Origin of the sequence: Neobacillus mesonae, from assembly GCF_001636315.1 — a bacterium.
GTDB lineage: Bacteria > Bacillota > Bacilli > Bacillales > Cytobacillaceae > Neobacillus > Neobacillus mesonae.
In genome coordinates this window covers 5,174,905-5,196,509 of record NZ_KV440949.1, presented here as the reverse complement: position 1 = coordinate 5,196,509, position 21,605 = coordinate 5,174,905, and the positions used below count along the sequence as shown (strand labels likewise).

Sequence of the window (21,605 nt, the reverse complement as noted above, 5' to 3'; positions counted from 1 at the left end):
AATATGCTTAATATATTAAAGAAAGCGACTACAGAATACAATGATGCTTGTTTAGTCACCATTACAAATTCAAGTAATGCGAACTTCATTTGTTCCAAAGCGGTTTATATTGAAAATGGGGGCTGCTTTCCTGATAAAAGGTTTCCACTTTCCCTTACGAATAGCGTATCAGAGAAATGTATAGAACTGTTAAAAAGAGGGAAATCGAAGACAGTGGATTTTGAGGTGAAAGGTGTGAATTTTGAATGTTTTATTGATGTATACCCCTCCCCTCCCCACTTGATTATTGCTGGGGCTGGCCATGTTTGTGAACCGGTTGCAAAGCTTGGAGGCATGCTTGGGTTTTATGTGACGGTTATTGACGATCGGCCTGAATTTGCAAATACCGATCGGTTTCCGGGTGTTGACGAAGTAATTTGTAAGCCTTTCCTATGTTATTTTAATAATGTACCTCTTACCAGTAAAACTTATATTTTGCTGCTTACAAGGGGACATCGCTTCGATGTTTTGAGTTTGCAGGAGTTGCTAGGGCGAAATGTCGAGCCTGCTTATATTGGAATGATTGGCAGCAGAAGAAGGATTTCCGGTGTTTTTGAGCAGTTAAAAGAGGAATTTCCTTTTGAAAGACTTAATCAAATTTATACACCTGTTGGGCTTGATATTGGAGCAGAAACACCTGCGGAAATTGCCGTCAGCATTATGGCGGAAATTTTAAAAGTAAAAAATGGAATGTCAGGGGAATCGATTAGTAAGGACATCAGACCGTTAGCTTCACGCGGTTTTAGAGAGATGAACAGGAAATGAAATCCCTCGACATCTTGGATAGTTTGTTAGGAATAAAAAATGCAGGAAAAAAAGCTGCTCTGGCAACAATCATTCGAACAAAAGGTTCGACTCCAAGAAAGGCCGGTTCCAAGATGATCATTATTGAAGACGGGAAACTGATTGGCACAATTGGCGGCGGCTGTGGAGAGGCAGAAGTAATTGAAACTGCGATGGTTGTAATCAGCAGCCAGAAACCCGCTCAGTATCAAGTCGATTTAACTAAAGGACTTTTCTATGAGGATGGCGGAATTTGCGGCGGGATCATGGATGTATTTATTGAGCCAGTATAACGGGTTGATATGTCTGATTAATATTAATATGTTTTTAGGATCACACAATTATTTTTAAAAAACTAGATGATGTCTTTTCGTTAAACGAAGGATCCATCTATTCCTCTTCTTAAAAGGTCGGTTCTTAATAATCTGTTAAACGGATTAGTATGAAACCGCAGATTGGAACAAATATGTTTCCTTTCTGCGGTTTTTTTACTAACAACTTAACCTTGGTAAGGGGGTGAATTTTTACATTACACTGTAAGGCCATGTATTTTACGGCTTATCTTATCAAATTTTAGGGAGTGATTTTATGACTACTGGAAAAGAGGTTGTACAAGGTAAAGCTCCTGCTCCAAGGCAAAACGGCTCACTTGATCATTTTTTCAAAATAACGGAACGAAACTCTACTGTAAGGACAGAAATACTAGCAGGCATTACGACTTTTATGACGATGAGTTATATCATCTTCGTCAACCCTTTAATTCTTTCCGATGCGGGAATTCCGAAAGAAGCTGCTTTAGCGGCTACGATTTATGCTAGTGTATTCTGTACAATTCTTATGGCATTATGGGCTAACTTCCCTGTTGCTGTTGCTCCGGGGATGGGTTTAAATGCATTTTTCGCATATACGGTTGTACTTGGTGAAGGGTTAAGCTGGCAGACTGCATTAGGTGCTGTCTTCATTTCTGGTATTGTCTTCTTTCTCTTAACCATAACAGGTATTCGGCAAATGATTGTTGATGGCATACCGAATGTGCTCAAATCGGCCATAGGGGTTGGGATTGGGCTGTTCATTGCATTTATCGGTTTTAAAAATGCAGGAATCGTTGTTGCCAGTGATGCAACAACAGTAGCCCTTGGTAATATTACAAGCAAAGGACCGCTTGTTGCAATTATCGGACTTGTTTTAGCAGCTTTTTTAATGGCCAAAAAAGTGAAGGGCTCCCTGTTAATTAGTATTATTGTAACAACGATATTGGCGATGATTGTCGGTGTCGTAGGACATCCAACTGCTGTTAGTGATGTAATTTCTTTAAAGTTACCAAGTCTTTCCGAAACATTCCTTGCGATGGATATTGTCGGCGCTGTAAAGTATGGGATTATTTCAATCATCTTCTCCTTCACAATTGTTGAATTATTTGATAACCTGGCAACCTTGATCGGTTTAACTAAAAAAGCTGGATTAGTTGATAAAAACGGTAAGATCGAGAACTTAGACAGAGCCTTACAAGCGGACTCAATTGGTACAATGGCAAGCGCTGCTGTTGGCAGTACTGCATTAAATGCGTATGTTGAAAACGCAACAGGGATTGCAGAAGGCGGAAGAACAGGACTTACTGCTTTAACAGCAGGGATTCTTTTCTTCGTGATGCTGGTTTTTGCACCGATTATTAACTTTATTCCGAATGCTGCAACCGCACCAATATTAATTCTCGTTGGAGCATTGATGCTCAGCGAAATAAAAGAAATAAGTTTTGATGATTTTACAGATGTCATTCCTGTGTTTTTAACTATTATTTTAATGCCTTTAACCTACAGCATTGCAGAGGGATTGGCTTTTGGTTTCGTTTCTTATACAATCCTAAAGCTATTAACTGGTAAGGGAAAACAGCTTCATTGGATTATGTACATTATAAGTATCGCATTTATCATCAACTTCATCATGGCAGGTAATTAATTTTAAAGCTAAGAAAATAAAGTATGAATTTGAGGGGGAAAAATATTCAGGGGAGGTTTTTAGACGATGAATCGGGAAAAGTTTAAAAGGAAAATTTCTGCTGCTGGTATGCATTCCCCTGCTGAACTTGTCATTAAGAATGCAAAAATCATTGATGTTTTTAACCAAGAGATTATGGAAGCAGATATTGCAGTTGAAGGCGGTGTCATTGTCGGGATTGGCGAATACGAAGGCAAAAATGTGATTGATGCTGGGGGTAAATACTTAGCGCCGGGATTCATTGACGGACATGTTCATATTGAGTCTGCTATGGTTACTCCTCCAGAATTTGCCAAGGTCGTTTTACCGCATGGCGTCACAACCATTATTGCTGACCCGCACGAAATTGCAAATGTTTCAGGTTTGGACGGGATCAAGTTTATGCTGGATTCCTCCGAGAACCTTCCGCTTCACGTATACTTTATGCTCCCTTCTTGTGTTCCGGCAACACCATTTGAAAATGCAGGCGCAGCATTGTCAGCTAAAGATTTAGCTCCATTTTATTCACATGGCCGGGTCCTTGGACTAGGTGAGGTGATGGACTACCCTTCCGTTTTTCAAGGTGCCGAGCCTTTGCTTGAAAAGCTTGAAATGACTGAAAATGCAGGAAAAAAAATCGACGGGCATGCCGCAGGGATTGATTCGACGGGAATCAATGTCTATATGACGGCAGGTATTCGGACCGACCATGAGTGTGTTACTGCTGCGGAGGCAAGAGAAAGACTGGAACGCGGAATGTATGTGATGCTGCGAGAGGGTTCGGCAGCAAAGGACTTGGGCAATTTGCTCGATGCAGTAACCGAAAAAAACGCTCGGCGATGTCTATTTGTAACTGATGATAAGCATTTGGATGACATTATGGCAGAGGGCAGCATTGATCACAATGTCCGCCTGACCATTTCAAAAGGATTTGACCCTATATTAGCCATTCAAATGGCCACATTAAATGCTGCAGAATGTTTTGGACTGAAAAACAAAGGAGCTATTGCACCTGGTTATGATGCTGATTTTATTTTGTTAAATCACTTAGAGAAGCTTGAGATTGACCAGGTTTTTGCACGTGGAGTACTTGTGGCAGAAAAAGGAAAATATCTTTTTGGAGGGGATTTGGGAGTACAAATTCCCCCGCCTGCAAAACTGCTAGAAACTGTAAAGTTCCATCCTCCCTCATTGGATGATCTAGCGATAGCATTAGATGACAGGCCAATGGCTAATGTAATCCAAATTATTCCGAATAGTATTGTCACGAAACATATTGTAGAGTCTGTTTCCAAGAAGGATGGTAAGTTTGTCCCCTCCACTGAAACTGACCTTTTAAAACTGCTTGTGATAGAAAGACATAAAATGACAGGAAATATCGGGAGAGGAATTGTAAAAGGATTCGGTCTGTTAAGCGGTGCTATTGCTTCAACTGTTGCTCACGATTCCCATAATTTAGTGGCAGTTGGAACAAATGATGCAGATTTGTTAACTGCAATTGATGTGCTTGGAGAAATGGGTGGAGGTATGGCTGTTATCCAAGACGGTGCCATACTTGCATCCCTGCCTTTAAAGATTTCGGGATTGATTGCGAATATGGGTTACGAAGAAATCAATGCGAAACTTGACTCACTCAATCAAGCCCTCGCAGAAATTGGTTTTAATGGAAACTTTAATCCGTTTTTGACGATGTCATTTTTGGCTCTGCCAGTTATTCCCGAAATAAAAGTTACCGACATAGGCTTATTTGATGTAAAAAACTTCAGGCATATTGATGTCTCAGTAAAATAAGTGTGAAATAGAAAGACGAAGCGGCGGGTATGCCGCTTCTTTTTATGCTTGCCTTTTAACTAGTTTCTTCAGTTAAATAGAAACTCATCTTCTTCCTAGCGTACAAGAAATACCCCGCCTGAATGCACAAATAAACACCTGAAACGATACTAAAATGCTCCAGTATTTCGGGATTTTTCATGATCCCGCCGACATCTGTCGCCAAAATAGCGACATAGAGAAATGCGATTGTCGTTCCAAGGATCGTTGGGAGAAAGAATAGGGTCGCTAACTCCCTCGAAATGATGCCCCTTACCTCTTTAAAGGTAATGCCAATTTTATATAACTTTTTATATTTAGATTTTTCCTGATCCATTTCGGAAAAAAGATTTAAGTAAAGTAGAATGAATGTTCCAAAGAAAAATATTACGCTCAAAAATGAAATCACAAAAAACATTATGCCGCTGGAATTTTTATTGGAATAATAATCCATCACTTTTGAGGCGATCTGAAGAAGCTCCTCCTCTGAAGTAAATTTATCTAAGGTATCTGTTATTGCCGTTGTAGAATCATTATAGCTTTTAAACTGCTTATCTAATTCCTCAACTACATCAGACGTGTTTTTCCAATTGGTCACCTTGATTAAATGAATATTTCCCGCAAAGCCATTCACGTTCTGTTTCAGCAGTTCGAATTCGTCATTACTTACGATAATAAATTCATGAAGATAACTTAAACTATTGATCGTCTTTGCTGCAATAGTTTCCGTCTCTTTATACACCCGCTCCTCATTTCCGATATCAAAAGGTAAGTCATATTTAATATCATCAGTTTCCACGTATTCCATATCCTCATTGATATAATTGATATACTCCTTGTCCCGGAGGCTCTTCCGCTGACCTGTTAACTGATTAAAATCATCCACCGACATAATGACATTTGTAAAATACCCATCTACCCCAGTAAGCTTTTGAATCGAATAATAGATTGGTATTTCAAGATGCTCTTTTAAAGGATGTTCTTTTTGATCAATGATTGAATTTATTTTGTCCACAGATAAGTTATTTTTCGTTTCAGTCTGCAGAAATGCCATATCATAAGGATTTTGATTGAGTGCATCTTTTTCAGCAGATTTATAGATTGTCAACAATAAGGTGGTATAAATGATCGTTACCATAATCATCACAGTCACGAGCATAAGGATGGATGTCAGCTGTTTAAACTTGTAATCAAGATTCGTTAGTAACACCAATCGACGATAATAGAATGGTTTACTTTTTTTTGCAAGCTCGATAAAAAAACTTACGGACTGATATAGACTAATATATAAGCCCATTAACACTGCCAGTGTCCAAAGCAGCAGGTAAGCTCCTGTTGCATTCGAATAGGTCTGATACAGCATCACGATAGACCCTGTCATAATTGCCAGCCCGAAGGCGCCGAATAACGGGCTTTTAAGTTTGATTGTTTCAGCAGTCCTATTGCTCCTAAAACTTTGAATCACATCTCGTTTTAGTGTAAAAAAGAGTGATTTTCCAACTGCAATTAAAAATACGATCGCAAAGGCGCCTATGGAGTACATAAACATATTGCTTTTGAAATGAAATGGAATTTCCTTTAATCCCACACTATTCATTAATAGTAAAAAGAATAATCTGGAGAATATTGCACCCCCGACAAGACCAGAAATAATTGACAATATGCCAATGAGTCCATTTTCCAGCAATAACAATTTGCTAATATCGCGATGCGACATCCCGAGTGTCATGAAAAGTCCAAACTCGCTTTTCCTTTTTTTCATAAATACATTGTGGGCGTAGCTAATGAAAAATATGGTAAACACAACAAGGGCAACACCGGGAATGGCTAAGGCATCCTTGATCCCCTCTAACTTTTTCACTTCAACAATCCGCTCGTTAAAATATACGGTTGAAAACATAAAGAAAAACATGACAGCAAAACTGTTGCATAGGAAGTAAAAGATATATTTTTTATATTGGACCTTTGCCATTTTCCAGATAATGTGATTAAATGTCATAGGTTCTTCCTCCTAAGACAGCAAGATTATCCATAATCTGATTTAAGAACTCCTTCCTGCTCCCTTTTTTTACGATGTAGGAATGGATGAGTCCGTCTTTAATAAACACAACCTTCTGACAGTAGCTGGCGGCGAAAACGTCATGGGTAACCAGAAGAACTGTTGCCTTAAGCTCTTCAACAATTTTTTCAAAACATTCCATGATTGCCGTCGACGATTTCGAATCCAAATTGCCTGTTGGTTCATCAGCAAAAATAATACTCGGATCGTTCACAAGTGCACGGCTGACAGCGGTTCGCTGCTGCTGTCCGCCCGAAATGTTGTAGGGATATTTATGTAAGATCGATTCTATTTCAAATAGCCCCGCTAAGTTTTGGACCTTTTCATCCATTTCAGCCGCAGGTTTCTTTTCCAGAACCATAGGCAGAATGATATTTTCCTTTACTGTTAAACTATCTAATAAATTAAATTCTTGAAACACGAAGCCTAATTGTCTTCGGCGAAACAGCGCCAGTTCATCTCTTTTCATTTTACTTATTTCTTGACCGTTGATCATAATCTCGCCGGATGTAGGTCGATCAATTCCGCTTAACACATTAAGCAATGTCGTTTTACCGCTCCCCGAAGGGCCCATAATAGCAATAAACTCTCCTTTATTTACAGAAAGGTTTGCACCACCCAGTGCCTTCGTTGCACCCTCGCCGCTTGTTTCCCCATAAATTTTCACGATATTACTAGCTTCCAATATGACCATTGTTGTTCCTCCATTCTTTCAAAAAGGCCGCTGTCGAGCTTTAATCACATTCTAAATTACACAAGTTTTAACAGCCATCGTATAAACTAAAAATACCTTACATTTTTGTAAGGTATCTTTAGTTTAGTCCGTTTCATTTTTGGTGATTGGTCCTTTTCCTGTCATCCAGCGGATTATAACGGTAGTACCTTCAGAGACTTTGGATTCAATCGTAATAGTTTGACCGAGTCTGTCTGCTATCTTTTTACAAAGATATAGTCCGATGCCAGTCGAGTTAGCAAATTTCCGGCCGTTTTCTCCTGTAAAAAATGGCTGAAATACACCTTCCAGATCATAGGGTGGAATGCCTGCACCTTCATCTGTAATCGATAGGGTTGTATAATTTTCCTTTTCCTTGATGCGGCAAATAATTTTTTTGTTTCCGCTTTTTAAGCTGGAGTATTTAATCGCATTGGAGAGGATTTGGTCTAATAAAATTTCATTCCATTTAGAATCAGTGACAACATAGGCAGTCGTTCCTTCAAATTCAATAGAGGGAAAAATAGATTGGTAAATACATTCCCTCTTTCGCCCATTGATCACCTTTCTTAAAGAAACAAGCAAATCAACAGATTTTACTTCCAAATCATTTTCAAAGCTTTCCATTCGGATCATCGTTAGTCCTTGTTCAATCGATGTAAGCAGCCGTTTATTTTCTTGCTGCAGCTTTTCAGAAAACACAGCTGTTTCCGCGGTTTTCTCCTCTTTACTAATTATGAGTTCGATAACGGAAACGGGTGTTTTTAAATAATGCATCCAATGGGATAAAAAATATAACCTTTCCTTATTCTGTTCTCTCATTTCATTGTATTTGCCAGTGTGTTCACCGGTGATTTTATGTAATAACTGCTGAAATGCTTTTTGCTCTTCGGTCTGCGGATGAAATTCCACAAATTCACCGCGCAGCATCAGCTGTATAGCCCGATTTGTATGATAGTAGCGAATTACATCGACCAACAAATAGATGATTAATAGAAATATTCCTATGGATAGAGGGTAAAAAACCTCTGTGTTTGCCGGTTCACTCAGATGAAAAAAAGTAATAATGCAAATCATGCTTAGCGAATAGAACACAATCAGTTGAGATCGGTCTTTTAGAAAATTTTTAAGAACGTGTTTAAGCATAATTAATCCTCTGCCACAGCAGTTGAGTAAAACATGTATCCCGCTCCCCTTTTGCTCCTAATAGCATCTTCTATCCCCAGTTCGGCAAGCTTAGATTTAATTCTTGTCATATTAACTGTTAAGGTATTGTCATCTACGAATGTAACCGAATCCCACACTTCTTCAATCAGTTCTTCCCTTGATACAAACGAATCGTGCTGATCCATTAATTTTTTTAAAAGTTTATATTCGTTTTTGCTCAGCTCTCTTTTTTTCTCGTCGTACGTTATTGTAAGGGTATTTGCTTCAAGGCAAAGCGCGCCTATACAGGTATTACTTGACTCCTTTATGGCGTATTCCCCGTATACTCTCCTAAGAGTTGCTTTGACTTTCGATTGCAGCATTTCAAACGTAAACGGCTTCGTAATGTAATCATCCGCTCCGAGCTCAATCGCCATAATTTGGTCTAGTTCCTGGCTGCGTGCTGAGGTAATAAGGATTGGTACGGTCGATTGTTTGCGAATGCTCCGGCATAAATAATAGCCGTCATAATACGGCAAATTAATATCCAATAACACTAGATCAGGTTGTAATCTAGTAAACTCCTCTACAATATTGGTAAAACTCACAGGTTGGTTCACCACATATCCATAACGCTCTAAATGATCTTGAATTAGTTCACCAAGCAGTGCATCGTCCTCAATTAGCATAAGCTTGTACATGGTTGATACTCCTTTTTATACACAATTAAACGGGTTAAGTATATTTTCTCTTCCTTATAATAACATTTTTGTCAGACCTGATTGTGAAAAATTCAAATAAAAAAGCTTAGAGAGTATGTAACTTCTCTAAGCATAATATGATCTATTTACCCTGCATTTTTTATACCACCGCCTGTAAACTGGCTATTATATAAGTCGGCATAGAAACCGCCTTGCTTCAGCAGTTCTTGGTGATTTCCTTTTTCTATGACCTTCCCATGATTCATGACTAAAATGAGATCAGCATCACGGATGGTTGATAACCTGTGGGCGATGACAAAGCTTGTACGGCCATGCATCAGATGGTCCATTGCCTTTTGAATTTGTACTTCTGTCCGTGTATCAACGCTGCTGGTCGCCTCATCAAGGATTAACATCGGCGGATTGGCAAGAATCGCCCTGGCAATGGTTAATAGCTGCTTTTGTCCTTGAGAAATATTAGATGCTTCTTCGTTTAATATCGTATCATAACCCTCAGGGAGTGTCCGAATAAAGTGATCAGCATTTGCCGCCTGAGCCGCCGTAATAATTTCTTCTTCTGTTGCACCTTCACGGCCATAGGCGATATTATCTCGGATTGTACTATTAAAGAGCCATGTATCCTGCAGCACCATCCCAAACAAACCGCGTAAATCAGCTCTTCTCATTTCTCTTGTATCAATTTCATCGATTAAAATTTGACCAGAATTGATTTCGTAAAAACGCATTAATAAATTGATCAAAGTGGTTTTCCCTGCACCAGTTGGCCCGACAATCGCAATCTTTTGACCAGGCTTGACGGAAATATTCATGTCTTCAATTAATAAGTCATCTTCTTTATAACCGAATGATACATGCTTAAATTCTACATCACCTTTTGGCGCAGTAATCACCTTAGGTGATGCAGTTTCTAGAACCTCTTCACTTTCATCAAGAATTTCAAATACACGTTCTGCACTGGCAATTGTCGACTGAATTACGTTAGCGATTTGTGCTGTTTGCGTGATTGGCTGAGAAAATTGCCGCGCATACTGAATGAATGCCTGGATATCGCCAATTTCAATTGCCTTCTTCGTTACAAGAATCCCGCCGGCAACTGAAACAAGCACATAGCCAATATTATTAATGAACGACATGATCGGCATAATCATCCCCGAAACAAATTGTGCCTTCCAGCCGGCATCATATAATTTTTCATTAATCTCTTCAAATTCTTCTATTGATTTCTTTTCGCGTCCAAACACCTTAATGATTTTATGGCCGGTATACATTTCCTCAACATGGCCATTTAACTGACCAAGTGTTTTTTGCTGACCTTTAAAATACCGCTGCGATTTTTTGGCAATACTGGCGGTTGCAATAAAGCTGAGCGGTAACGTAACAACTACAATTAAGGTCATCAGTGGACTGATAGACAGCATCATTACAATGACACCGATTAAGGTGACAACAGATGTAATCAACTGCGTCAAACTTTGCTGTAGTGTGGTACTGATATTGTCTACATCATTGACCGCACGGCTTAGAATCTCTCCATGCGTCCGGGCATCAAAATATTTTAACGGCAGACGGTTGAGTTTTTCTTCAACCTCTTTCCGTAAATTGTAAACTGTTTTTTGTGCTACTCCTGCCATAATGTACTGCTGTACATAGGCGAAGGCGGCACTAAGAAGATAGAGACCAATTAGCAGCAGGATTATGTTTCCGATATAATCAAAATCTATTTTTGCACCAGGAACACCCTTTAGTTTCATCATCAGTCCTTCAAAAAGTTTCGTTGTCGCTTTACCCATAATTTTCGGGCTGACAATCGAAAACACGGTACTGATGATGGCGGTGATAAAAACCGCTATCAGCTGTCCTTTGTAGGGTATTAAATAAGTGATTAATCGCTTCAGCGTTCCTTTGAAGTCTTTAGCCTTTTGGACTGGCATGCCCATTCCGTGTGGTCCGAAGCCTGGTCCACGTCCTGGCTGGCGATGTTCAGCTTTATGGTTTTTATTATCTTGGCTCATGCGATTTCCTCCTCGGACAGCTGTGACATCACAATTTCACGGTAAACCTTGCTTGTTTCCATTAACTGTTTATGTGTGCCTTTACCAGCTATTTTACCGTTATCAAGGACAATAATTTGGTCCGCATCCATAATAGTACTGACGCGCTGAGCGACAATTAATACCGTGGCATTTCCGGTTTCTTCTTTTAAAGCGGCGCGCAGCCTGGCATCCGTTTTGAAGTCCAGGGCGGAAAAACTATCATCAAAAACATAGATTTCCGGTTTCCTCACAAGAGCACGCGCAATCGAGAGGCGCTGTTTTTGCCCACCAGAAACATTTGTTCCTCCTTGAGCAATCTCCGTATCATAATCCGCCGACATTTCTGCAATAAAATCCGCCGCCTGGGCAATTTCAGCTGCATGCCGTACTTCTTCCTCCGTCGCATCTTCTTTGCCATAACGAATATTTTCCTCAATTGTCCCGGTAAATAAAACTGCCTGCTGCGGAACGAATCCTATTTTTTGCCGTAAGCTTTCCTGAGTCATTTCTCGGACATCAATCCCATCAACCAGCACTTTGCCCTGATCAACGTCGTAAAAGCGTGGGATTAAATTTATAAGCGTTGATTTACCTGAGCCGGTCCCGCCAATAATCGCGGTTACTTCACCCGGGATCATTTTAAAAGATATATCGGAAATCGCCTGCATTTCAGCACCAGGATAGCTGAAGCTAACATTTTGGAATTCTACTTCACCGCGTTTCGCTGCCGGCTTCATAGGCTTTTCTGGATTTTTAATATCGGCAATTGTGTCGAGTACTTCTACAATCCTGCTGGCAGAAACAGATGCTCTGGGAATCATCACAAACATCATCGCAAGCATTAAGAAAGAAAACATGATTTGCATCGCATATTGAATAAATGCCATCATATCGCCTACTTCCATATGGCCGTTGCTGATGCGGATGCTTCCGAACCAAATAATCGCGACGGTTGTAAGGTTTAATATGATCATCATCGTCGGCATCATTGCCGCCATAATTTTATTCACCTTAATCGCCGTTTTCGTTAAGTCCCAGTTCGCTTCATCAAATCGTTTTTTCTCATGATCAATCCGGTTAAAGGAACGTATAACACGGATTCCGGTCAAATTTTCTCGTAAAACACGGTTAAGTTTATCAAGTTTTACCTGCATTGCTTTAAATAGCGGAATGGCCTTTTTCTGGACGATTAAAATGATAATAATCAGTACCGGTATAGACACCGCTAGTACTAATGTTAGTTTTGTATCTTTAGACAACGCCATGATGATCCCGCCAATACACATCATCGGCGCCATCACCATCATCCGCAGCATCATAATTAACACTTGCTGGACTTGTGTAATATCGTTCGTAGTTCTGGTGATTAATGAAGCAGTGCCAAATTGATCGAACTCATGTAAAGAATAATCTCCAACATGAGAGAAAATTTTGCTGCGTAAAAGTTTGCCAAATCCTGAAGCCGCTTTTGCAGAGAAAAAGCTGGCAGTAACAGAACAAATCACTCCGCCGGCGGCAACAAGCAACATGAAGCCGCCAATTTTCCAAATATATTTGGTATCGCCGGTCACAACACCTTTGTCGACGATATCGGCCATTAAGGTTGGGAGGTAAAGTTCCGCTAAAGATTGCAGCAGAATAAGGACAAGGACGAAATAAATTGGGATTTGAAACGGTTTTAAAAATTTCACCAGTTTTTTCATTGGTTCTCCGCTCCCTTAACGGTTTAATTGTTGGAAGTATTGATGGACCTTGGAGAGTAAATCTGCTAACTGTTCGCTTTCTTCTTCTCCAAGATAGTCAATTAGTCCAAGGAAAGTTTCAGTGAAAGCCTCTCTTGCTTTTTGAGCTGCTTTCAAACCTTTAGGTGTCAATTTGATTTTTACAGCGCGGCGGTCATTAGGATCAATGGTTCGTTCCACCAAGCCGTCTTTTTCTAAAGTATTGATGATTTGTGTAACTGTAGGGGGAGTCACCTTCAATTGCTGGCTAATTTCCGATACCTTCATTTCTGTTTGATGTTTGTTCGCACCGTGTTCGATGGTGGCTAAAACTTTAAATTCGCTAGGATTGTAACCGGCAATTTTTTTATCATGCCATCCCGTTTTACGAAATTGCATAAAGGCATGTAGTAGTTTTTGGGATGTTGGACTTTCGATGTTTGCCATCATTTTTACCTCGTTTTTTAGTTAGGTTAATTAATAATTAGGTTACTAATATATTTGAATACCTAATTATATTCTAGGTGAAAAATGGCTGTCAATTTTTTTTGCTGGATGGATATGATTTTGTTTTGTAGGTGAGAAGAGAGGATTGGCGACCCTAGTGCTGAAAAGTTTATGCTTCCGGTCGCCAATAAAAGAAATAATTCTATTTTTGCAAATTTTATTTTTTGAGAATAAGCGTGATACAATTTTTCATCAATTTGTCCTCATGTACCCTCCATGAGAACTACCAAATCCGATTTCCTAACAACCTGTTCTCATAAAAGAAAATTAATTCTCCGCCTTCTTTACCTCAACCTGAACCAAATTCCACTTCCCATTCAAATAACCCCAAGTAGATTCCACAAACGCAATCGTATCAGCGTTGGCAATTCCCGCTACTCGCTGTACTCCTTTTAGGCCTAACTTTCCGTCCGCAAGTTCAACCGGTTTTAGACTGGAATAGGAATTGACCATCAGCTCTGTTGGTTCATTCAGCTTACCCTTGTAATAAAGCCCGAGCTTCTTGTAATAAAGCTTCCGCTCATTCAAATCAAAATGATAGGTTTTGCCGGTTTCCTTGATTTTAATTTCGGCTTGATAATCATTTAAAAAGCGGCTTTCCATTTCAACCGGTTCAGGCACCGTTAAATCGGTATGAACAAAGCCTTTCAAAGAATGCAGGAAGCTGAGAACAATTCCGCCGCTGCCGCCGGTTTGCACAGTTGCAAATACGTCCTTTACGCCGTCATTGTTCATATCCACTAATTGAAAAGATGCTTTTGCACCACTTTCCATTGGAATCGTATAGTTTTTTGCATTAGATGCCTTAACATCTATGTAAATTTCCTTTAAAAAATTTTCATCGTCCTGGTAAGGGACACCCTTTAATAAGATCGTCTCCAGTTTTCCATCTCCAGTAATATCAGCTTTCTGTTCGGAAATGGTAATTGTTTTGTTTTTTTCCTCGACAGCATATACCACGGTTGTCATCGACAATAGCAAAAGGCTGACAAAAGCTAATAATGTTTCTTTTTTCATCTTAAAACCTCCCCAAAAAACTGATACCAGCTAGTATAACCAATTCTGGAAAAAAGATGAAAAAAAAGACTCTCTTTTTTTCAAGAGAGTCTTAAAAACCAGCTGCCATTCAAAGCAGTCTTATTCAGAAATTGTTTCCTTTGCTTCTACCTTCCAAAGCTCTTTCACTTTTCCGGTTTCTGCTTCATCTAAGATAAACGAACCGTTGGAATAGCGGTCGCTAAAGTGAACTTCAGCCGTTTTAACTGATTCGATGTGGCCTTTTTCTGTTTGGATGAATACTTCATCCTGATTAGCCGCCACAGCAAAGCCAACAATCCGGTGCGGGTTCGTTTTTAATTCACGCAGAATAACTACGCCGCGTTTTGCCCTCGTTGCTTTTTCAAATTCGGATAATTTCATCCGTTTCAATGCGCCGCGCTGGGTGGCAATAACGATTGATTCGCCTTCACCGGCATCAGTGGAAATGAGCTGGCCGCCGACCACATAGTCATCGTCTTTCAAGTTTATGCCTTTAACACCAGCAGCCCGGATACCCACTATACTAATTTCTTCCTCATTAAACCATAGAGAATAACCTAAATGGGTTACTAAGAATAATCCTTTTGAGCCGTCGGTTTGATGAACATCAACCACCTGGTCATCGTCTTTTAAATTAATCCCAACGAGCGGCTTGGAGTAGCGCTGTGCTTTATACAGCTTTAACTCGGTTTTCTTCACCATGCCATTTTTCGTGACAAATACGAGGAAGGCATCAGTTTCAAAATCTTTAACCGGAATTGCATTCACAATTTCCTCCTCGCGTTCGATTGGAATGATGTTGGCAACATGCTGACCAAGGTCTTTCCAACGGATATCAGGCAGTTCATGTACCGGACAATATAAGTAATTGCCTTTATTCGTGAACAGCAGGAGGACATCCTGTGTATTCATATCAAGCTGTGCCAGCAAACGGTCAGATTCCTTCATGGCAAAATCTTGGCCATTTGAAGCGGCATATGAACGCTGACTTGTCCGTTTTACATAGCCTTCCTTTGTGACCGTAACGATGACATCTTCACTTGCCACCATAACTTCAAGATTAATTTTGATTTCTTCAATTTCTGCCTCAATTTTTGAACGGCGCTCATCAGCGAAGCGTTTTTTCACATCTTTCAATTCTTTTTTTATTACGGAGTGAAGCTTTTTCTCGCTTTCTAAAATACTGGTTAACTCCGCAATCTTCTTCGCTAATTCTTCCGCTTCATTTCTTAATGCAGTAATGTCTGTGTTGGTTAAGCGATATAACTGTAATGAAACAATCGCTTCTGCCTGAGCTTCGGTAAAGTCAAATTTAGCGATTAAATTATCCTTGGCGTTACGCTTATCTTTCGATGCACGGATAGTGGCAATGACTTCATCCAGAATCGATAAAGCCTTCATTAATCCTTCTACAATATGCTGACGTTCCTGCGCTTTTTGCAAATCATGTTTCGTTCTTCTAGTCACAACTTCTTTTTGATGGTCGATATAGGCATCAAGCATCTCGCGCAAGCCCATCTGCTTAGGGCGCTTGTTGTGAATCGCCACCATATTAAAATTGTACGTTACCTGGAGATCACTGTTTTTATATAAATAATTTAATACACCAGCAGCAACGGCATCTTTTTTCAATTCGACGACAATCCGAAGGCCGGTACGGTCCGTTTCATCACGCACTTCGGAAATTCCCTCAACTTTACGGTCGAGGCGGAATTCATCCATTTTTTTCACGAGATTCGCTTTATTAACCTCATATGGGATTTCTGTAATGACAATCTGCTGCTTACCGCCGCGAATGTCTTCAATATCTGCCTTACCGCGGACAATGATTTTTCCCTTTCCGGTTTCATAGGCCTTTTTAATTCCTTCAATACCTTGAATGATTCCACCGGTTGGAAAATCAGGTCCTTTAATAACGTTCATCAGTTCGTCAACCGATGTATTCGGCTGATCCATCCTCATAATGACGCCGTCGATAACCTCGCCTAGGTGATGCGGCGGAATGTCAGTCGCATATCCGGCAGAAATCCCCGTGGACCCATTGACGAGCAGGTTCGGGAACATAGCCGGGAGAACTGTTGGTTCCTTCGACGTATCATCAAAGTTCGGTATGAAATCAACAGTTTGTTTTTCAATATCACGCAAAAGCTCTGCGGCGATCGCTGAAAGACGAGCTTCCGTATAACGCATTGCTGCTGGCGGGTCGCCGTCGACGCTCCCGTTGTTGCCGTGCATTTCCACTAATACATTGCGAACCTTCCAGTCCTGGCTCATCCGTACCATGGCTTCGTACACCGAAGAATCACCGTGAGGATGGTAGTTACCAATAACGTTACCAACAGTTTTTGCAGCTTTCCGGAAGCCCTTTTCATGCGTATTGCCTTCCACATGCATCGCATACAGAATCCGACGTTGTACCGGTTTCAACCCATCGCGGGCATCAGGTAGGGCGCGTTCTTGAATGATATATTTACTATAACGGCCAAAGCGGTCACCAAGGACATCTTCTAACGGGAGGTCACGAAATTTTTCCGTTGCACTCATCCTTCATAACCTCCTTCAGAAACACTTATATTCTCATTTTCTAAAATCGTATCATCTTCTTCTAAACCAAAGGCCACATTGCTTTCAATCCACTTACGGCGGGGTTCAACCTTATCACCCATCAGCGTAGTCACCCGACGCTCGGCACGTGCGGCATCGTCGATTTTCACACGGATCAGCGTACGAGTTTCGGGATCCATTGTTGTTTCCCAAAGCTGATCGGCATTCATTTCACCTAATCCTTTGTAACGCTGGATTATATAGCCTCTGCCGACCTTCTTAATCGCCGCCTGCAATTCATCTTCGTTCCAAGCATATTCAATGATTTCTTTCTTGCCAGTTCCGCGGCTAACCTTATAAAGCGGCGGCAGGGCAATAAATACTCGACCGGCCTCTACCAACGGCTTCATATACCGGTAAAAGAATGTAAGCAAAAGGACTTGAATATGGGCTCCGTCCGTATCGGCATCTGTCATGATAATAATCTTATCATAGTTAATATCTTCTATTGAAAAATCAGACCCGACGCCAGCACCGATCGCGTGGATAATCGTATTGATTTCCTCATTTTTAAAAATATCGGACAGCTTGGCCTTCTCTGTGTTGATAACTTTACCTCTTAGCGGTAATACGGCTTGGAAGCGGCGGTCACGGCCTTGTTTTGCCGATCCGCCCGCGGAATCACCCTCAACGAGGTAGAGTTCATTTTTTTGTGGATTCCGTGACTGCGCCGGAGTTAATTTTCCTGATAAGGAGGCCTCAGAGCGTTTGCGTTTCTTTCCGCTTCGGGCATCTTCCCGTGCTTTTCTAGCTGCTTCGCGGGCTTGATAGGCTTTAATTGATTTCTTAATCAAGAGCGAGCTAATATCCGGATTTTCCTCTAAGAAATAGGATAGATGCTCTGAAACAATGGCATCAACAGCGGATCTTGCCTCACTTGTTCCAAGTTTCCCCTTGGTCTGACCCTCAAACTGCAGCAGTTCTTCCGGAATACGGACCGAAACGATGGCAGATAAACCTTCGCGGATATCTGACCCGTCCAGGTTTTTATCCTTCTCCTTCAAAAGTCCCGCTTTTCGGGCATAATCATTAAATGCCCTAGTCATTGCAGTTTTCGTGCCTACCTCATGTGTACCGCCATCCTTGGTGCGGACATTGTTAACAAAGGAGAGCATGTTTTCTGAATAGCCGTCATTAAACTGGAAAGCAAACTCTACTTCAATGTCATTTTGCGTACCTTCAAAGCTGACTACAGGATGAAGGACATCTTTTTCCTCGTTTAAATATTCGACAAATGCTTCAATCCCATTTTCATAATGAAATACTTCATGAAAGTCATTACGTGCGTCGATAATTTCCATTTTCAACCCTTTTAACAGGAATGCTGATTCGCGCAGACGCTCGCATAATGTTTCAAAATTAAAGGTGGTGGTTGAAAAAATAGATGGATCAGGCTTAAAGTGAATGGTCGTACCGGTTTGGTTGGTTTTTCCGATTTTTTCAAGTGTTGTGACCGGTTTACCGCCATTTTCAAAACGCTGCTCGTAGATGAAGCCGTCTCGTTTAATCGTGACGACCAGCCATTCAGACAGCGCGTTAACAACAGAGGCGCCGACACCGTGCAAGCCGCCGCTCGTTTTATAACCGCCCTGGCCGAATTTCCCGCCGGCATGAAGTACCGTGAGAATGACCTCCGCAGTCGGTTTTCCCAATTTATGCATTCCTGTAGGAAATCCGCGTCCTTTATCGATGACGCTGATGGAGTTATCTTTGTGTATTTTAACAATGATCTGATCGCCATATCCTGCAAGCGCTTCATCAACGGAGTTATCGACAATCTCATAAACGAGATGATGAAGCCCCCGTGAGTCTGTGCTGCCAATGTACATACCGGGACGTTTCCTAACAGCTTCCAGTCCCTCGAGTACTTGAATGGCATCATCATTATATTCAAAAGCTTGCTGATTTCGTGCCACTAAAATTCCCCTTTCATACAACGCAAAAACCTTAACACTAAATACATACTGTCTCAATTAATCATTCGCCAGATGTTTCTTTATTCCTTCCAGAACGAATGTTTGCCAATTTTATTTTATCATATCTTTGAAGCGAGTCTATGCTTTATTTTAGCGATTTATTTCGATTTGGCAAATAGATAATTTAAAAGCACACAGTTTTTACCGTCTTTTTTCAGGTATTTTTGCCGGATATATAAAAAAAGCTACCTCGATTTCCGGCAGCTTTTCAAACATTATATCGCCCTTGTTATGGCATGCTCCACCTTGATGCAGCGGTCCATAATCACAGTATAACCCTTTTCTTTTAAGTACTGATATGCCTCTTCATTCACAAGTCCTTGCTGAGCCCAAAAAACATCGGCGTCAATCTCAGCGAATTCTTTCGCCACATCGAACAGCTGCTCGGAACGACGGAATACGTTCACAATATCAATATGGCCTTCGATATCCTTCAATGTAGCAACAGCTTTTACCCCAAGTGCTTCATCAATTGTAGGATTGACCGGAATAATCTCATAGCCCGCTTTTTGCATTGCGGCAGATACTTGATAGGAGGTTCGGTCAGGGTTGCTGCTTAAGCCGACCACAGCAATCACTTTGGCTTTTTGCAAAATATCTTTAATTTCCTCGCGGCTTGGATTTTTAATCGTCATAGATTCCATCTCCTAATACAGTCTATTTTACTATATTTTACCTGAATCTATGAAATTTACTCAAATTATAAGCTCATGCCTGTTTGGCCATAGAGACTGCCTTTGGGAGCGATAGACTAAAACGAGCACCGCCGCAGATATTTTCGACAGACACATGTCCGTCCATTTTTTCTAAAACCATCTGTGTCATATACAACCCTAATCCTGATCCGTGCGGCTTTGTTGTGAAATGAACATCAAACACCTTTTCCATAAATGCGGATTCAATTCCACCGGCATTATCCGTAAATTCTGCGATAATAAGCTCATTCGTTTCGTTGATTGTAATTTGGATTTGCCGATTAGGTATTTCTTTCAAAACGAATGCGTCACGGGCATTGGCTAAAATGTTCAGTACCACCTGGCTGAAACCATTCGGATATCCGTAAGCAATCTGCTGGCCCCTGTTTTCAAACGCTACAGTAATTCCATGATTTTTTAAGCTTTGTGAAAAAATTGATAAAGCTTCTTCAATGGCATCACCGACTGAAAAAGTGCTTTTTTCTATGTTTGGTTTGTAAAATTTGCGAAACTCATTGATGGTTTGTGACATATCCTGAATTTGGATTATACTCTCCCGTGTAAAACGGTCAATGTAAGATTCATTAATTTCCCCAAATTCCAAAGCATCTCGGACATCCTCAACTAAAAGCAATAATCTGTTTAACGGATGGCGCCATTGATGGCTGATGCAGGACATCATTTCCCCCATTGCCGCCAGTCGGGCATGCTGGATGATAATTTGTTCCTTCTCACGATTCTTAGCGATTTCTTCCTGAATTCGTTCTTCTAGCAATCGATTTATTGCCTCATATTTTTCCGCTAATGCACGATAATCAATATCATGTTGAGTATTCATAAAAATCACCTCTTTTTCTCCAAACCGATCATTCTTATTAGGGAAATGACCTGCTTTTTGCTTTTATTTTAGCCTAATTTTGGGAATCACGATACTAAGGTTGGAACGATGTAACAAATGGTTTGAAAATTCTCCATACTTTTGTAATAAATTTGACCCTAAACATACAAATTTTCTTTTCCGTAAATGATATACGAAAAATCAAATGGTGATTTTCCTTATTTCATGGTGTAAAATAAAATAGCTTGATCTTTAGTTAAAGGAGTTATTTCGCAATGATTCAATTTATCGCTATCTTAGTTCTTGCTTATTTACTAGGATCCATTCCTTCAGGCTTAATTGTCGGGAAAGTGTTTTATAAAACCGATATCCGGGAACACGGGAGCGGAAATTTAGGGGGAACAAATACGTTTCGTACATTAGGCGTAAAAGCCGGATTAGCGGTGACACTTGCTGATATTCTAAAAGGGACGCTTGCAACCGCATTACCAGCCCTATTAGCGGTTGATATGCACCCATTGTTAGCGGGAGTGTTCGCTGTTATTGGCCACACCTATCCTATCTTTGCCGGTTTTCGCGGCGGGAAAGCAGTTGCAACCTCCGGAGGTGTCATTTTATGCTACGAACCGTTATTATTTATTACGCTGGTTCTGGCATTCTTTATTAGTTTATACATAAGTAAATATGTTTCCTTATCCTCGATGATCGCTGGAGTTGTAGGCGTTCTTTATGTGCTGATTGATGGTATCTTCCACAAATGGGATTTTCCGCTGTTCATTGTGATTATCCTAATGGCATCATTTGTGATATACCGGCACCGCACCAATATTAAACGAATTCTCAATAAAACAGAACCAAAGATCAAATGGCTGTAGCGAATGTTACGGCTATTTTTTTACTATTTTTTTAGTAGGTAAAAACTTAAATTAATTTCATAAAAAGTTCATAA

At 40.4% G+C, this 21,605-nt stretch carries 17 protein-coding genes; 5 read left to right on the top strand and 12 right to left on the bottom strand.

What is annotated here, in order from left to right:
• Window positions 1-3: 3 nt before the first annotated feature.
• The 4 genes from A6749_RS24520 to ade all read left to right on the top strand — a co-directional run bounded on the left by A6749_RS24520 (window position 4) and on the right by ade (window position 4,587).
• Window positions 4-804 carry an XdhC family protein gene (locus tag A6749_RS24520; protein WP_066401162.1) on the top strand — a complete coding sequence of 267 codons (801 nt, stop codon included), beginning with the start codon at window positions 4-6 and terminating at the stop codon, window positions 802-804.
• Complete coding sequence (locus A6749_RS24515) at window positions 801-1,115, top strand: XdhC family protein (RefSeq protein ID WP_066398514.1); 315 nt, start codon at window positions 801-803, stop codon at window positions 1,113-1,115. Before A6749_RS24520 ends, A6749_RS24515 begins: the two co-directional genes overlap by 4 nt.
• A 295-nt stretch (window positions 1,116-1,410) precedes the next feature.
• A complete protein-coding gene (locus A6749_RS24510) occupies window positions 1,411-2,778 on the top strand; it encodes an NCS2 family permease (RefSeq protein ID WP_066398511.1) in 1,368 nt (455 codons plus the stop codon).
• Between the two features lie 66 nt (window positions 2,779-2,844).
• Window positions 2,845-4,587: an adenine deaminase gene (ade, locus tag A6749_RS24505; protein WP_066398507.1), complete on the top strand. Its 1,743-nt coding sequence runs from the start codon at window positions 2,845-2,847 to the stop codon at window positions 4,585-4,587.
• Window positions 4,588-4,642: 55 nt separating this feature from the next.
• Here ade and A6749_RS24500 read toward each other — a convergent pair whose 3' ends face one another.
• From A6749_RS24500 to A6749_RS24445, 12 genes are all read right to left on the bottom strand, one after another.
• On the bottom strand, window positions 4,643-6,604 hold the full coding sequence (locus tag A6749_RS24500; protein ID WP_066398505.1) for an FtsX-like permease family protein: 1,962 nt from the start codon (window positions 6,602-6,604) through the stop codon (window positions 4,643-4,645).
• Entirely contained in the window at window positions 6,594-7,358 is a 765-nt protein-coding gene (locus A6749_RS24495) for an ABC transporter ATP-binding protein (RefSeq protein ID WP_066398502.1), read from the bottom strand. Before A6749_RS24495 ends, A6749_RS24500 begins: the two co-directional genes overlap by 11 nt.
• A 123-nt stretch (window positions 7,359-7,481) precedes the next feature.
• Window positions 7,482-8,522, bottom strand: a complete 1,041-nt coding sequence (locus A6749_RS24490) for a sensor histidine kinase (protein ID WP_066398500.1) — start codon at window positions 8,520-8,522, stop codon at window positions 7,482-7,484.
• Window positions 8,523-8,524: 2 nt separating this feature from the next.
• On the bottom strand, window positions 8,525-9,223 hold the full coding sequence (locus A6749_RS24485) for a response regulator transcription factor (RefSeq protein WP_066398498.1): 699 nt from the start codon (window positions 9,221-9,223) through the stop codon (window positions 8,525-8,527).
• A gap of 146 nt (window positions 9,224-9,369) precedes the next feature.
• Entirely contained in the window at window positions 9,370-11,256 is a 1,887-nt protein-coding gene (locus A6749_RS24480; RefSeq protein WP_066398488.1) for an ABC transporter ATP-binding protein, read from the bottom strand.
• A complete protein-coding gene (locus A6749_RS24475) occupies window positions 11,253-12,980 on the bottom strand; it encodes an ABC transporter ATP-binding protein (RefSeq protein WP_066398479.1) in 1,728 nt (575 codons plus the stop codon). Before A6749_RS24475 ends, A6749_RS24480 begins: the two co-directional genes overlap by 4 nt.
• A gap of 15 nt (window positions 12,981-12,995) precedes the next feature.
• Window positions 12,996-13,445 (bottom strand): MarR family winged helix-turn-helix transcriptional regulator, encoded by a 450-nt coding sequence (locus A6749_RS24470; protein WP_066398470.1) that lies wholly within the window; start codon window positions 13,443-13,445, stop codon window positions 12,996-12,998.
• Window positions 13,446-13,772: 327 nt separating this feature from the next.
• Window positions 13,773-14,522 (bottom strand): hypothetical protein, encoded by a 750-nt coding sequence (locus tag A6749_RS24465; RefSeq protein WP_066398463.1) that lies wholly within the window; start codon window positions 14,520-14,522, stop codon window positions 13,773-13,775.
• Between the two features lie 120 nt (window positions 14,523-14,642).
• Window positions 14,643-17,087, bottom strand: a complete 2,445-nt coding sequence (gene parC / locus A6749_RS24460) for a DNA topoisomerase IV subunit A (RefSeq protein ID WP_066398461.1) — start codon at window positions 17,085-17,087, stop codon at window positions 14,643-14,645.
• A complete protein-coding gene (gene parE, locus A6749_RS24455) occupies window positions 17,084-19,063 on the bottom strand; it encodes a DNA topoisomerase IV subunit B (protein WP_066398460.1) in 1,980 nt (659 codons plus the stop codon). Before parE ends, parC begins: the two co-directional genes overlap by 4 nt.
• 275 nt (window positions 19,064-19,338) lie before the next feature.
• A complete protein-coding gene (locus A6749_RS24450; protein WP_066398455.1) occupies window positions 19,339-19,758 on the bottom strand; it encodes a CoA-binding protein in 420 nt (139 codons plus the stop codon).
• Between the two features lie 73 nt (window positions 19,759-19,831).
• The gene (locus A6749_RS24445) at window positions 19,832-20,656 is read right to left on the bottom strand and encodes a sensor histidine kinase (RefSeq protein WP_066398453.1); all 825 of its coding nucleotides are present in this window, start codon (window positions 20,654-20,656) and stop codon (window positions 19,832-19,834) included.
• Window positions 20,657-20,931: 275 nt separating this feature from the next.
• Between A6749_RS24445 and plsY the strand changes: the two genes are divergently transcribed.
• A complete protein-coding gene (gene plsY / locus A6749_RS24440; RefSeq protein ID WP_066398449.1) occupies window positions 20,932-21,531 on the top strand; it encodes a glycerol-3-phosphate 1-O-acyltransferase PlsY in 600 nt (199 codons plus the stop codon).
• Window positions 21,532-21,605 lie beyond the last annotated feature (74 nt).

Bases quoted from the DNA above. Each gene is read 5' to 3' on its own strand.
- A6749_RS24520 (WP_066401162.1), top strand. From the start codon at position 4: ATGCTTAATATATTAAAGAAAGCGACTACAGAATACAATGATGCTTGT.
- A6749_RS24515 (WP_066398514.1), top strand. From the start codon at position 801: ATGAAATCCCTCGACATCTTGGATAGTTTGTTAGGAATAAAAAATGCA.
- A6749_RS24510 (WP_066398511.1), top strand. From the start codon at position 1,411: ATGACTACTGGAAAAGAGGTTGTACAAGGTAAAGCTCCTGCTCCAAGG.
- ade (WP_066398507.1), top strand. From the start codon at position 2,845: ATGAATCGGGAAAAGTTTAAAAGGAAAATTTCTGCTGCTGGTATGCAT.
- A6749_RS24500 (WP_066398505.1), bottom strand. From the start codon at position 6,604: ATGACATTTAATCACATTATCTGGAAAATGGCAAAGGTCCAATATAAA.
- A6749_RS24495 (WP_066398502.1), bottom strand. From the start codon at position 7,358: ATGGTCATATTGGAAGCTAGTAATATCGTGAAAATTTATGGGGAAACA.
- A6749_RS24490 (WP_066398500.1), bottom strand. From the start codon at position 8,522: ATGCTTAAACACGTTCTTAAAAATTTTCTAAAAGACCGATCTCAACTG.
- A6749_RS24485 (WP_066398498.1), bottom strand. From the start codon at position 9,223: ATGTACAAGCTTATGCTAATTGAGGACGATGCACTGCTTGGTGAACTA.
- A6749_RS24480 (WP_066398488.1), bottom strand. From the start codon at position 11,256: ATGAGCCAAGATAATAAAAACCATAAAGCTGAACATCGCCAGCCAGGA.
- A6749_RS24475 (WP_066398479.1), bottom strand. From the start codon at position 12,980: ATGAAAAAACTGGTGAAATTTTTAAAACCGTTTCAAATCCCAATTTAT.
- A6749_RS24470 (WP_066398470.1), bottom strand. From the start codon at position 13,445: ATGGCAAACATCGAAAGTCCAACATCCCAAAAACTACTACATGCCTTT.
- A6749_RS24465 (WP_066398463.1), bottom strand. From the start codon at position 14,522: ATGAAAAAAGAAACATTATTAGCTTTTGTCAGCCTTTTGCTATTGTCG.
- parC (WP_066398461.1), bottom strand. From the start codon at position 17,087: ATGAGTGCAACGGAAAAATTTCGTGACCTCCCGTTAGAAGATGTCCTT.
- A6749_RS24450 (WP_066398455.1), bottom strand. From the start codon at position 19,758: ATGACGATTAAAAATCCAAGCCGCGAGGAAATTAAAGATATTTTGCAA.
- A6749_RS24445 (WP_066398453.1), bottom strand. From the start codon at position 20,656: ATGAATACTCAACATGATATTGATTATCGTGCATTAGCGGAAAAATAT.
- plsY (WP_066398449.1), top strand. From the start codon at position 20,932: ATGATTCAATTTATCGCTATCTTAGTTCTTGCTTATTTACTAGGATCC.